We start from the raw sequence: 13,142 nt of genomic DNA, 5'->3' as shown, positions 1-13,142 counted from the left end.
TTGATTGTTGTTTTTTTGTACCATTTTTCATTAAAACGATTAATGGATTATTGTGGATTGTCTAAAAGAGATAATGAGGAGATTCTAAATGGATTTATTGGGCTGTATAAAGCCCTAGTTAAAAGGTTTTTTAAATTGACACTATCAATAATTTGCTTGGATTTTTAAGTGAAAAGTCAGATTATAATATGTTAGTGGATATTTAAAATATATAGTAAAAATAAAGGGGGAAGTCTCATGAAAAAGTTTTTATCAGTTTTACTAGTGCTAGTTATGACTTTGTCCATAGTAGCATGCGGTAGTAAATCAACTGGTACTGATGCGCCTGCTAAGGTGGAAAAGAAAGTCATTAAAGTTAGTACAAAATTTGTTGATGATGAGCAAACAGCTATATCATTGAAAAAGGTAGTTGAAGCCGTGAATAAAAGAAGTAATGGCTCACTAGAATTACAATTATTTACAGGTGGTATATTGCCAATAGGTAAAGACGGTATGGAACAAGTTGTACAAGGTTCTGATTGGATACTAGTAGATGGTGTAAACTTCTTAGGAGATTATGTGCCAGACTATAATGCTGTAACTGGACCATTTTTATATCAAACATTTGATGAATATTTTGCTATGATGAAAACTCCGTTAGTTCAAAATCTGAATAAACAAGCAGAGGAAAAAGGTATAAAAGTAATTTCTCTGGACTGGGTATTTGGCTTTAGAAGTATGATGACTAAAAAGCCAATAAAGTCTCCAGCTGATATGAAAGGATTAAATATAAGAGTCCCAACCAGCCAATTATACACCTATACTATAGAAGCTATGGGTGGTAACCCTATTGCTATGCCTTATCCAGATACCTATGCAGCACTTCAGCAAGGTGTTATAGATGGAGTAGAAGGTTCAATAATGACTTATTATGGAACTAAACAATACGAAAATGTTAAGGAATACTCTATAACAAACCACTTACTAGGAGTTTCTGCTGTTGTAATTTCACCTAAAGTTTGGGACAAGCTAAGTAAAGAACAACAAACTATTTTAACAGAGGAGTTCCAAAAGGGTATGGAAGACAACTTAGCTGAAACTATTAAGCTTGAAAAGGATTATGAAACTAAGTTAAAAGAACTAGGTGTAAATTTCAACACAGTAGATGCTGACGCTTTCCTTAAAGCGGCTGCTCCAGTATATACTAAGTTTGATAAATGGACTCCAGGTATCTATGACGAAATAGTGAAAGAGCTAGACAAGATAAAGAAGAAGTAACTTAGAAGTTGGAAGGAGTCAGTCTCCTTTCAACTTTACACAATATAACCTTTACTTCTTACCAGGGCAGAAGAAGAAAAATTTTCAAGAGTAATCATATAAAAGTGTTTTAAAGAAAGAACTCAACCCCAGGCGACGGCCTGTAGGTGTTAATCTTAGGGGAGGTAAAAATGAGAAAGTTTTTAAAGGGATTTGGAAAAGATTTTGAGCTTTATATAGGGAGTATTTTTTTATCCTTAACTACAGTTATAGTAATCATGAACGTGTTCACCAGGTATTTTTTAAGGTTTACCTTTCACTGGTCAGAAGAAATTGCTGTAAGTTGTTTTGTATGGACTATATTTTTAGGATTTGCCAGTGCCTATAAAACTAATGATTTAATAGGTGTAGAGTTTTTAGTAAAACTGCTACCTAAAAAGGGAAGAGTTGTGTTGGAATTCTTCACTTCCTTGATTGTAACTATTTTGTCTAGTGCTATGCTTTACTTTAGCTGTAAATATGTATTAGGTTCAACCAAGATTACTGCAGCATTAGAGATATCCTACAAATATATATATACATCTATATTAGTGGCTTTTACACTTGTTACCTTATATTCAAGTTATTTTTCTGTACAAAGCTTTAAGAAGATATTTTTAAAAGAAAATATTGAAAATTAGGGGGGGATAATAAATGTTCACTATCTTACCAATTATAGTTCTATTCGGTTTATTCTTTCTAAATATACCCATAGCATTTGCACTAATAGGTGCTTCTTTATTTTATTTTATATTCATTAACACTTCAATGCCTATGGAAATGGTAATTCAGCAGTTTGTTACCGCAGTAGAATCCTTCCCTTATTTAGCAGTACCATTTTTTATTATGTTGGGTTCTGTAATGAATTATTCGGGAATAAGTGAAGCATTGATGAACTTTGCAAACGTTTTAGTTGGACATCTTAGAGGAGGTCTAGCCCAGGTTAATGTATTACTAAGTGCATTAATGGGAGGGATTTCAGGTTCTGCAAACGCAGATGCGGCTATGCAATCTAAAATATTAGTACCTGAAATGGTAAAGAAAGGATTTTCAAAGCCGTTTTCAGCGGCTGTAACTGCTGCTTCATCTACAGTAAGTCCAGTAATTCCACCAGGAACAAACCTTATACTATATGCAATAATTGCCAATGTTACGGTAGGGGAAATGTTCTTGGCTGCATATACTCCAGGTATATTAATGACTATAGCTATGGCAATTACTGTTGCAATTATTTCAAGAAAAAGAGATTATAAACCAAGTAGAGAAAAAAGAGCATCTTTTTATGAAATTTTTGTTGAGTTTGTAAAGTCTATATGGGCATTATTAATTCCTTTTGCAATAATTCTTGGAATGAGATTTGGTGTATTCACTCCTACAGAAGCAGGAGGAATAGCAGTATTATTTTCTTTAATAGTAGGATTTTTCATATATAAAAAATTAGAAATAAAACATTTACCTATAATATTAATGGACACAGTTAAGGGGACAGGAGCAGTAATAATTATAATTGCAAGTGCCAAAGTATTCGGTTTTTATCTTACATTAGAAAGAATTCCCCAAATGATAACTACAGCACTTATGAATATGACAAGTAATCCTTTCGTGTTATTAATGGTAATAAACGTAATGCTATTAATTGTAGGAATGTTTATTGAAGGGGGAGCAGCACTAGTAATACTAGCTCCATTATTGGTTCCAGCAGTAAAGGCCCTTGGTGTAGATCCTGTACATTTTGGAATGATATTTATAGTAAATATTATGATTGGAGGATTAACTCCGCCATTTGGATCCATGATGTTTACAGTATGTTCTATATTAGATGTAAAGTTGGAAGAATTCTTAAAAGAAGTTTGGCCTTTTATAGTATCATTAGTAGTAGTACTTTTTATCATTACTTATTCTGAACGTATCGCACTATTTTCTCTAAACTTATTTAGATAAGTTTAGCAAGTTAATGGGGGGAGTAAATTGGATAATTTAAAAGAAAAGAATATTTACTTGTTAGATATGGATGGGACTATCTACCTTGGAGATGAATTGATTGATGGATCAAAAAAGTTTCTGGAGGCTATAAAAAAGAGGGGAAAAAGATATATTTTCCTTACAAATAATTCATCAAAGAATAAAAAAACATATGTACAAAAGCTCAATAATTTAGGGATACAAGCTTCAGAAGAGGAAGTATTCACTTCAGGAGAGGCTACTACTATTTACTTGAAAAAGGAAAAAGCAGGGGCTAAAGTTTATTTGTTAGGAACTAAGGCTTTAGAAGAAGAATTTGAAAGGGAAGGCTTTATAGTAGAAAAGGAAAGACATAAGGACATAGATTATGTAGTATTAGGGTTTGATACCACATTAACCTATGAAAAATTATGGGCAGCCTGTGAGTATATATCTGAAGGGGTAGAATATATAGCTACACATCCAGACTTCAACTGTCCTTTGGCTAATGATAAATTTATGCCTGATACAGGTGCAATGGCTGCATTTATAGAAGCTTCTACCCGAAAGACTCCAAAGGTAATAGGAAAACCAAATAAGGAAGTAGTAGAAAGTATTTCTTCAAAATATGGTTTAAGCAAAGAAGATATGGTGATGGTAGGAGATCGATTATATACAGATATTAAAACTGGAGAAAATGCAGGTATAGTTTCTGTGCTAGTATATTCAGGTGAAACTAAAGAAGAAGATTATAGAGATAGTGAAATTAGAGCAGATTATGTGTTTAATTCTGTAAAAGACATGATAGATTATATATAAAAGTGAAATTACAAAAAAATGAAGGAATGATAGTATGAAAGAAGTAATAATTGATAGAGTTGAATTAAATCCAGTTATTGCAGCTGTTCAGAATGTAGAAGACTTGGAAATTGCAATCAACTCCCAAGTAAAAACTATATTCATACTTTGTGCTGATATATTTAATGCTAAATCGCTAGTTGATAAAATCAAAAATGCTGATAAAAGTGCATTTATACACATTGATTTTCTCGAAGGAATAGGAAAAGACGCTAAAGCGATTGATTACATTATCCAGGTTATTCAACCAGATGGTGTAATTAGCACAAAAAGTAATCATATTAAGATTGCAAAGGAAAAGGGAATGTTTACAATTCAAAGATTCTTTTTGATTGATAACAAATCCTACGAAATGACTGCAAAAAGTGTGAAAACTATAAAACCGGATATGATTGAAATTATGCCGGGGGTTATGCCTAGGGTAATACATCGTATTATCAGACAACTGTCTATACCCGTTATAGCAGGAGGGTTAATAAGCAGCAAACAGGATATAATGGAGATTTTGAAGGCAGGAGCAGTAGGAGCATCCACCAGTAAAAAAGATTTATGGGAACTATAGTAACCTGTTTATGATAATTTGATTACAAAAAAATATTTAAGGTTGAGAATAGGAGAGCCGTGTAATTAAATCTATTTATGATAGGTTTTGTATTCACGGCTCTTTTTATGTGGTCAGTAATATATTTGCTTTAAGATTTTATAAGGGAGAAATTGAAACTATTAAACTGGACTTAAGTAAATTTACCATAGATGTCAGTGATGAAATTTATATAGAAGTTGTTAAAGAGGAGGATTGATCATGGAAGTTAGAAATATGGTTTGTATCGTTTGCCCTTTAGGCTGTAAGTTAAAGACTATTTAGTTCAAGGAGAAATTCTTTAGGAACAAGCAATATATGGGAGGGTGGGATTATTGATAAGTGATTGGGAGGTTGTTATAAGATTGGTTTTATCAGCTGTAGTAGGAGGTATAGTTGGCATGGAAAGAGAGGCCAGCCATCGTCCAGCTGGACTTAGAACCCATATATTAGTTACGCTGGGATCTACCCTTATTATGCTAATATCAATGTATGGTTTTCAGGGACTCGGTGCAAATAATAGTGGTGGGGATCCAGCTAGATTAGCAGCACAAGTGGTTAGTGGAATCGGATTTTTAGGAGCAGGAACCATTTTGAGAACAGGAAATAATATTCGAGGCTTAACCACTGCTGCAAGTATTTGGGTTTGTGGGTGCATAGGATTAGCTATAGGAAACGGTTACTATCTAGGAGGACTTGCAACTACTGTAATAGTTATGATTGTCTTAAGAAATCTTGGTTTTTTACAAAAGAAGAAATATACAAGCCCAAATAAATTATTAATAGTCCAGTGTAAAGAGCGGATTGGGCTAATAAGTGACATAGGGCATGTATTAGAGAAAAATAATATCAGTATTAAGGATATTAAGGTTAATAATGAAGAAAATAATGAAGAAATTGAAGATGGTATGATGGAAATTAGGTTTAAGGTTACGTTACCACCTAAACTTGAAGACATAAGTTTTCTTGATGAAATTTTAAATTTACCTGGTATGGAAAATGCAATGTGGGAGGGAGATTTAGAATTAGCCTATCAAAAAACAAAAAATAAGGGAGAGACAATAATTCAATAAAATATATTGATAAAGAAAGTAGAGTGAAAGCTCTGCTTTTTAATATGCACAAAATGTGTATAGGGTTTTTGCCTTTTCTAATAATTTTAAAGCCCTCCTACTACTTGATTTTTGCATTATAGTTATGAACATAATGGAAAAAATGTACATATAATGAAACGATGTGATAATTAATTGGAGGATATTTATGAACAAAAATTATAAAATGACAGAATTTTCACCTTGGCAATGCCCTATGTATGAAATGATGATGTATAGAATGGATGAACCAGAGGTAGGAAGGAAAATTCCTGCACAGCAATCCCAGACTATTCAGCAGCCTAAACCACAACCTATGCCACAGCCAATACAACAGTATATACCACAAACTACACAAGAAGTAAAAATACAGCCCAAATTAGAACCAACAAAAATGGAGTTAAATATACAACCTAAAATAGAACCTCAAAATATGGAATTAAATCTGCAACCTAAGATGGAACCAACAAAAATGCAATTAGATATACAGCCTAAAATGGAACCAAGTAATATGGAATTGAATATAGAACCTAAAATGGGAACGGTAATAACTGAACCAATAAAGTTACAATTAAAAATAGAACCTATAATGGAACCAACAAAAATGCAATTAAATATACAACCAATAATGATGCAACAACCAATGATGAAGCCTATGGTGAAATATCAACCAATGATGCCATGGCAAATGATGAAACCTATGAGACCATGTCCAATGATGGTAAAGTGGTATATGATAAAGTATCCATGGTACTTTATGAAACCTCACTGTTCTATGATGATGAAGCGCGATTTTTAATATAAGATAGCTGGACTTTATAAGCAAGGTAAAAATATACAATAAAATATATGGGTAAATAAAGCAGGGTGAGGAACTCTGCTTTTAAATAAGAGTTTGTTATTCCAATTGATGTAAATTTAAGAATATGGTATTATTATAGCGCTAATGATTATAACTCGTATTATTGAGAAGAAAGAGGTGGATACATCATAAGCAATAGTAAATTTTCAAATTGGAAAGTACAAACTACTTTATTTTTATCTAGTCAAACAATATCTTTATTTGGATCGTCTTTAGTGCAATTTGCAATTATTTGGTATATAGCTAGAGCTACTGATTCAGGTATGATGGTAACCATATCCACTATATGCTCATTCTTACCACAATTGTTTATATCATTATTTGCTGGGGTTTGGGCGGATAGATACAATCGTAAACTTCTAATAGTTTTATCAGATGGATTAATTGCCACTGCCACTTTAATTTTAGCTATAATACTTTTATCAGGTTATAACAATATGTGGATATTATTTTTGGTTTCGGGAATACGTTCATTTGGATCGGGGATACAAACTCCTGCTGTAAATGCATTAATTCCCCAAATAGTTCCTGAAGAGAAGCTTATGAGAGTAAATGGTATTAATGGAACTATTCAATCTTTAATATTGCTTGTGTCACCTGCTGTTAGCGGTACAATACTTACTTATGGTAAACTTGAATCTATATTGTTTCTTGATGTTATTACAGCTATAATAGCAATCTCAATATTACTTACTTTAAGAGTTGCTGTTCATAAAAAAGCCGCCGAAAAGCAAGATACGGATTATTTTTATGATTTAAAAGAAGGAATTAAATATTCTTTAAATAATTCATTTATTAAAAACTTAATCATTTTTTATGCTATATTTACGATTTTAATTGTACCAGCCGCTTTCCTTAATGTTCTAATGGTAACACGTACATTTGGCAATGAGTATTGGAGGCTTACTGCTAATGAAATGAGCTTTTTCGCTGGTTCAATGGTTGGAGGAATTATTATGGCAACCTGGGGTGGTTTTAAAAATCGTGTTATAACTATTGCAGTTGGTTGTTGTGCCTTTGGTGCTCTAACCGTTGCTGTTGGAATTGCAAAAGTATTCTACGTTTATATAGCTATTATGGTTTTAACAGGTATGACTATACCACTTTTTAATTCACCAAGCATGGTTCTGCTTCAAGAGAAAGTAGAAACTGATATGCAAGGTAGAGTATTTAGTTTTGTCCAAATTGTGTCCTCAGGCTTAATGCCCCTTGGTATGATTGTATTTGGACCATTAGCTGATATTATTAAAATAGAGAGGCTTATGATTATCACTGGATTATTATTAATTGTATTAGGTATTAGTATTTTTTATAATAAAAGCTTTATTAAAGAAGGTATAAATCAGAACTGATAAGAGAAAAATGCAATTTTTACCTTTATCTAGATAATTGTAAAATAAAAAATTATATAGTATAATCAATTTTGTATAAGTATTAATTTAAAATATGGGAAAAGGTGCCCGAAAGGGAGAATAGGGAATGAGGTAAAAGCCTCAGCGGTCCCACCACTGTAAACGGTAGAACTTTTATAATCCACTGGGTAACACTGGGAAGGAAAAAGTATCGCTAGTCCGTAAGCCAGGAGACCTGCCTTTTTCATTATTGCGTCTTAGGATTAAGAGGCTGTAATAAGAATGATGGTAAAATTCTTGAATACAATTATTTGTGTTCAAGAATTTTTTGTTTTTTGTAAAAAAATTTATTAAATGGAGTGAGAGTTATGGAAATAATTGAAAAACTTATAAGCGAAGATGATTCTGTAAAATATTTATTAAAAATGAAGGATGGTAATACTGTTGAGACTTTATATATGCATGACCGTGAACTAAAACTTACCTACCATAGCACAGTATGTGTATCTTCTCAAGTGGGTTGTAGCCAAAAATGCTTTTTCTGCGCCACAGGAAAGCAAGGATTTGTAAGAAATCTTACTGACCTTGAAATAATTGAGCAGGTAGGCATTTGCATGGACTATTGTAAAGAGATGAACCTAACTCCAATAGATGCAGTTGTTTTTGCGGGAATGGGGGAACCTTTTATGAATTATGAAAATGTTAGAAATGGTATAATAGGCGTATATAATAAATACAAAATAAGTAATTTTGAAATTGCAACAGTAGGGTTAACACCAGGAATTCATAAGTTGATTAAGGATTTTAAGAATACTAATATTAATATAAGACTTAACCTATCTCTGCATGCATCATCAAATAAAACACGTATGTCTATAATGCCAGTCAATTCAAAATATGACATAAAATCCATAGTTGATGTAGGGGTTGAATATGCAGAAATATTCAAAGTGAAAACAAGAATAAGATATATGATATTTAAAGGAATAAATGATACGGACGCCGATGTAGAGAGATTAGAAGCTTTGCTAAGTGGTAAACCACTGAAATTAATTATATCATCATATAATGACAATAACATACAAGGTCTAACTGCTCCTGATAAAAATGATGTGATGAATTTCTATAATAAACTTAAAGATAAGATAGATTGTGAAATATTCCATAATTTTGGTAGCGATATTAAAGGGGGTTGTGGTCAGCTTAGACAGAATAAGATATAATGAATAATATCTTATTAATTTAATTAGGAAGGACTGGGAATCAAAGTATGGTGAGTTATAGATAATGAGGATAAATAAACTTCTTAGTAATCTAGGGTTTTGCTCGAGAAGAGAAACCAATAGACTTATTGAGGAAAATAGAATAACTGTAAATGGAGAGCTTTGCAGTCCTGGTCAGTGGGTAGAAGAAGATGACCTTATATTAATTGATAATAAACCTATTCCCGTAAAAGACAAAATTTATATTGCTTTAAATAAGCCAGTAGGAGTTACTTGTACTGCGGCAAAAGAAGTAGAAAATAATATAATTGACTTTATAAATTATCCAGAATATATTTTCCCAGTAGGTAGATTAGACAAGGAATCTCAAGGGTTAATATTACTGACTAATGATGGTGAATTGGCAAATAAAATATTAGAGTCGGAAAATCAGCATGAAAAAGAGTATATAGTAACTGTCCATAAGCCCTTTGACAGTAATTTTTTACAGGGAATGGCTGAAGGTGTTGAAATCTTTGGAGTTAAGACTAGGCCTTGCATTGTTACGAGGGTTAGCGAAGATACTTTTCGTATCATACTCACACAGGGACTTAATAAACAAATTAGAAGAATGACAAAAGCATTTGGGTATACGGTAATACGTTTGGAACGTGTTAGAATCGTTAATATAAAGATTTATAATATAAATATTGGTAGATGGCGTTATCTTACGGAGAAAGAAGTAATGGAATTAAAGAATTGACATTAAAATATCCCCTTGTTAATATATAATTAACTTACAAATATTTCATAAGGAGGGGAGGATTGCATGAATTTTTTTAAAAACATTAAACTTTCATTTAAAATTGCATTAATGTCACTAAGTTTTTTTGTTTTTCTTGGAATAATAGGAGTTTCTTCTATTAAGCAAATATCTAATGTTAATTCTATGATTATGGAGTTAAATGATGATAGATTGCTTCCTATTGTGAAGCTTCAAAGTATAAAATCTGACATAGAATATATACGTTCTCAGTCAAATCAATTATTTGATTCCAATCATGATGATAGTATAAGGGAAATTATAGAGCAAAATATTGAAACTACAGCGGTTTCAGCAATGGAAAAGCTATCGGAATATAAAGATAGAGAAGAATACAAAATATTAATGGAAAAGTATAATAAATTTATAGAAGCTAAGGATGAATTCTTTAAAAATAATGGTGCAGTAAGTAATGCAGCAGTAATTCCAGATGGAATTACGAGTGCTTCTCGAGCGCAAGTAGATGCATATATTGTGAATTATGATAATGCAAGAAGAGATGTAATTTCGTCTTTTGATGATATTATAAATGCGCAAGTTGCAGATGCCAAGGAAACCTATGATGTGAGCAAGGTTGTTTATAAAAATACAATTATAGAAATATGTGTACTAGTCCTAATTTGTGCAATTGTAACATTATTGCTATCTATAGTAATTATAAAATCAATTACTAACCCAATTAAAACAGTTACATCAAGATTAAAAGAAATATCTAATTCGGGCGGAGATTTAACACAAAGGATTGGATATGAAAGCAAAGACGAGATTGGAGAGTTAAGTAACGGCTTCGATTTGTTTGTAGACAAGCTTCAAGGAATTATTAAGGAAGTGGCTATTTCAGCTGAAACCATAGCTTCTTCAAGTTTGCAGTTAAGTTCAGCAACCAGTGGAACCACTCAATCTTTAGAAGAGATATCCAGTACTATTATTCACATAGCTTCAAATACTTCCCAGGGAGCGGCGGTGGCCCAGGAAACTAACTCAACCCTTGTAGAAATAGCAAAATTCTCTGAAGCTACCTCAAGTGCCAGTAGAAATACTGCTATTAACAGCAAGACAGCTAAGGAAGCGGCAGAAGATGGAAGAGAAAAAATATCTCAAGTTGTATCTTCCATAACAGATATAGCTTCTTCATCAAAGGAAGTGTCTTCAATGATAAAGGAATTAGATGAATCTTCAAGAAAAATAGGAGATATCATTGAAATAATAACTTCAATATCAGAGCAAACAAACCTATTAGCTTTAAATGCTGCTATTGAAGCTGCCCGTGCGGGAGAAGCAGGTAGAGGGTTTAATGTAGTTGCTGATGAAATTAGAAAACTTGCTGATGAAAGCAATAATGCAGCTAAGGAAATCTCTAGCTTAGTTAAAGAAAATCAATTAAAATCAGCCTCCACTGTAAATTCTGTTAACTTAGTTGAAGAGAAAGTATCCCTTGGAGTTGATAAAGCATCGGAAGTAGGAAAAGCTATAGGAAATATTATTGATAATATTGAAATTATAGTAAGTCAAATAGAGCAAATCGACGATGCCAATGAAAAGCAGGCCCAAAGTACTAAAGATATGGGAGAAGCTATGAGCAACATGGCCTCTGTTTCAAGTGAAGTAGCAGAAGGTACTGAAAATATAAGCTCAAGTATAGAAAATCAACTTAGAACAATGACTGAAATAGAGAATACTACAGAACAGTTATCGGAAATGGCAAATAAATTAAAAGAACTTACTTCGGGATTTAGGGTATAAATAAGTTAAAGCTGTATGCAGACATTGTATACGGCTTTAACTTATTTAAAAATTACCTTTCTATAAAGTAGAAAATTCCATAGAGTTATCATACCCATAGTGATGAGTTTTGCGATTACATCCCCAATTTCCCATTGAACCATTAGAGAAATTGCATAGGTACTAAAAGTTGTGTTTAGTGCAAATAAAATTATATATAATATAAAACTTCGAATAAAGCTAGAAGCTGCTTTAAAGGCTAGGCCTCTATTAAAGGTAAAATTAAGTAGAGTAGCCATAACCACAGCAATAACATTAGATAAGGATAGGTTTAAATAAACTATTTTTCTTAGGAAAGTATATAATATAAGTTCAAAAATGGCAGTAGCTCCTCCAATAAATAAATATTTAATAAATTGTTTTTGTATCTTTTTATTAATCATTTGAAAATCCTTTTCCTTCTTTACTAGAAATTAAATACCTAGGTCTTCTTTTAACTTCATCATAAATTTTTGATATATAAATTCCGATGATTCCTAGACTAATCATGATGCAGCTACCTATTCCTAATATTAAGATTATAACGGTAGTAAAGCCAGTCAATGCTTTACCAGAGAATTTCATAAACATTGTTTGTATAAATAAAATAAAGTCAAAGAATAGTGTAAATATGCCTAACCAAATAATCATGTAAAGTGGTGCAGATGTATAAGAGGTAATAGATTGAATGGCTAGTTTAGTTAGACTTTTAAAGGACCATTTTGATACTCCCTGAGCCCTATCCTGAACCTCAAAGGGGATTTGAATGCGTCTATATCCTATCCAGGCTGACATACCACGGAAAAATGTTATAGACTCCTTCATGGACTTCCAAGCATCTATAACTTTTTTATCCAATAATTTAAAGTCTGAGGCGCTATTCAAGTTTATTCCCGATGATTTATAAAATAGTCCATAAAATGTCAAGGCAGCAATTTTCTCAAATAAAGATTCTTTACCTCTGGATAATTTAATCCCCTCTATAACATCATATCCTTCTTCCTTCCAAAGCTCTACCATTTTAGGAATTAATTCCGGTGGATGTTGTAAATCAGAATCAATTATTATGCAAGCATCAGAATATGTATTTTCTAAGGCTGCGCACAAGGCAGCTTCTTTACCAAAATTACGACTTAAATTTATAATTGATATATTATTGTAGTTCTTGCATAATCTTTGCATTTCTTGCCAAGAATTATCAGAAGAACCGTCATTCACTATGATAAAGTCATGTTCTATATTATTTTTTAACAAAATTGACATTATTTTTACCACATTAGAGTATATTTGTTCCCCTTCATTATATACGGGCGTAATTATTGAAATCAAAATAATCCTCCTTGTTCTTATGAAAATAAAATCATATTAGCTTAATTATTTACAATAAAGCTAAGGTG

At 32.0% G+C, this 13,142-nt stretch carries 14 protein-coding genes and 1 riboswitch; of the genes, 12 read left to right on the top strand and 2 right to left on the bottom strand.

Translation table 11 applies throughout. From position 1 onward, the window contains the following. Positions 1-237: 237 nt before the first annotated feature. The 12 genes from ABDZ69_RS13115 to ABDZ69_RS13060 all read left to right on the top strand — a co-directional run bounded on the left by ABDZ69_RS13115 (position 238) and on the right by ABDZ69_RS13060 (position 11,727). Complete coding sequence (locus ABDZ69_RS13115) at positions 238-1,257, top strand: C4-dicarboxylate TRAP transporter substrate-binding protein (RefSeq protein WP_343770304.1); 1,020 nt, start codon at positions 238-240, stop codon at positions 1,255-1,257. A 170-nt stretch (positions 1,258-1,427) separates the two neighbouring features. Then, entirely contained in the window at positions 1,428-1,916 is a 489-nt protein-coding gene (locus ABDZ69_RS13110) for a TRAP transporter small permease (protein WP_343770302.1), read from the top strand. 13 nt (positions 1,917-1,929) lie between these two features. Beyond that, entirely contained in the window at positions 1,930-3,216 is a 1,287-nt protein-coding gene (locus tag ABDZ69_RS13105; RefSeq protein WP_343770300.1) for a TRAP transporter large permease, read from the top strand. A 27-nt stretch (positions 3,217-3,243) separates the two neighbouring features. After that, the gene (locus ABDZ69_RS13100; protein WP_343770298.1) at positions 3,244-4,035 is read left to right on the top strand and encodes an HAD-IIA family hydrolase; all 792 of its coding nucleotides are present in this window, start codon (positions 3,244-3,246) and stop codon (positions 4,033-4,035) included. Positions 4,036-4,069: 34 nt separating this feature from the next. Beyond that, on the top strand, positions 4,070-4,636 hold the full coding sequence (locus ABDZ69_RS13095; RefSeq protein ID WP_343770297.1) for a glycerol-3-phosphate responsive antiterminator: 567 nt from the start codon (positions 4,070-4,072) through the stop codon (positions 4,634-4,636). A 109-nt stretch (positions 4,637-4,745) separates the two neighbouring features. After that, complete coding sequence (locus ABDZ69_RS13090) at positions 4,746-4,874, top strand: hypothetical protein (protein WP_343770296.1); 129 nt, start codon at positions 4,746-4,748, stop codon at positions 4,872-4,874. Positions 4,875-4,989: 115 nt separating this feature from the next. After that, a complete protein-coding gene (locus ABDZ69_RS13085; RefSeq protein ID WP_425544652.1) occupies positions 4,990-5,727 on the top strand; it encodes an MgtC/SapB family protein in 738 nt (245 codons plus the stop codon). A gap of 187 nt (positions 5,728-5,914) precedes the next feature. Further along, positions 5,915-6,544, top strand: coding sequence for a hypothetical protein (locus tag ABDZ69_RS13080; RefSeq protein ID WP_343770293.1), 630 nt, complete (start codon positions 5,915-5,917; stop codon positions 6,542-6,544). Between the two features lie 188 nt (positions 6,545-6,732). Then, complete coding sequence (locus tag ABDZ69_RS13075) at positions 6,733-7,959, top strand: MFS transporter (protein ID WP_343770673.1); 1,227 nt, start codon at positions 6,733-6,735, stop codon at positions 7,957-7,959. Between the two features lie 85 nt (positions 7,960-8,044). Continuing rightward, a riboswitch (cobalamin riboswitch) is annotated at positions 8,045-8,216 on the top strand. 111 nt (positions 8,217-8,327) lie between these two features. Continuing rightward, positions 8,328-9,182, top strand: coding sequence for a radical SAM protein (locus ABDZ69_RS13070; protein WP_343770291.1), 855 nt, complete (start codon positions 8,328-8,330; stop codon positions 9,180-9,182). A 64-nt stretch (positions 9,183-9,246) separates the two neighbouring features. Further along, a complete protein-coding gene (locus ABDZ69_RS13065; RefSeq protein WP_343770289.1) occupies positions 9,247-9,924 on the top strand; it encodes a pseudouridine synthase in 678 nt (225 codons plus the stop codon). Between the two features lie 66 nt (positions 9,925-9,990). Further along, complete coding sequence (locus ABDZ69_RS13060; RefSeq protein ID WP_343770288.1) at positions 9,991-11,727, top strand: methyl-accepting chemotaxis protein; 1,737 nt, start codon at positions 9,991-9,993, stop codon at positions 11,725-11,727. Between the two features lie 41 nt (positions 11,728-11,768). On the opposite strand, the gene ABDZ69_RS13055 is transcribed toward ABDZ69_RS13060, so the two are convergent. Both ABDZ69_RS13055 and ABDZ69_RS13050 read right to left on the bottom strand, forming a co-directional pair. Then, the gene (locus ABDZ69_RS13055) at positions 11,769-12,149 is read right to left on the bottom strand and encodes a GtrA family protein (protein ID WP_343770287.1); all 381 of its coding nucleotides are present in this window, start codon (positions 12,147-12,149) and stop codon (positions 11,769-11,771) included. Continuing rightward, positions 12,142-13,074: a glycosyltransferase family 2 protein gene (locus tag ABDZ69_RS13050; protein WP_343770286.1), complete on the bottom strand. Its 933-nt coding sequence runs from the start codon at positions 13,072-13,074 to the stop codon at positions 12,142-12,144. The genes ABDZ69_RS13055 and ABDZ69_RS13050 overlap by 8 nt, the downstream gene beginning before the upstream one ends. Between the last annotated feature and the right edge of the window lie 68 nt (positions 13,075-13,142).

It is taken from the genome of Clostridium malenominatum (genome assembly GCF_039521365.1).
Classification (GTDB): domain Bacteria; phylum Bacillota; class Clostridia; order Clostridiales; family Clostridiaceae; genus Clostridium_AW; species Clostridium_AW malenominatum.
The sequence above is the reverse complement of the archived record's forward strand: the minus strand, read 5'-3'. Positions and strand labels throughout refer to the sequence as shown.

Excerpts from the sequence above, each read along its gene's own strand:
- ABDZ69_RS13115 (WP_343770304.1), top strand. The coding sequence starts at position 238 with ATGAAAAAGTTTTTATCAGTTTTACTAGTGCTAGTTATGACTTTGTCC.
- ABDZ69_RS13110 (WP_343770302.1), top strand. The coding sequence starts at position 1,428 with ATGAGAAAGTTTTTAAAGGGATTTGGAAAAGATTTTGAGCTTTATATA.
- ABDZ69_RS13105 (WP_343770300.1), top strand. The coding sequence starts at position 1,930 with ATGTTCACTATCTTACCAATTATAGTTCTATTCGGTTTATTCTTTCTA.
- ABDZ69_RS13095 (WP_343770297.1), top strand. The coding sequence starts at position 4,070 with ATGAAAGAAGTAATAATTGATAGAGTTGAATTAAATCCAGTTATTGCA.
- ABDZ69_RS13080 (WP_343770293.1), top strand. The coding sequence starts at position 5,915 with ATGAACAAAAATTATAAAATGACAGAATTTTCACCTTGGCAATGCCCT.
- ABDZ69_RS13070 (WP_343770291.1), top strand. The coding sequence starts at position 8,328 with ATGGAAATAATTGAAAAACTTATAAGCGAAGATGATTCTGTAAAATAT.
- ABDZ69_RS13065 (WP_343770289.1), top strand. The coding sequence starts at position 9,247 with ATGAGGATAAATAAACTTCTTAGTAATCTAGGGTTTTGCTCGAGAAGA.
- ABDZ69_RS13060 (WP_343770288.1), top strand. The coding sequence starts at position 9,991 with ATGAATTTTTTTAAAAACATTAAACTTTCATTTAAAATTGCATTAATG.
- ABDZ69_RS13055 (WP_343770287.1), bottom strand. The coding sequence starts at position 12,149 with ATGATTAATAAAAAGATACAAAAACAATTTATTAAATATTTATTTATT.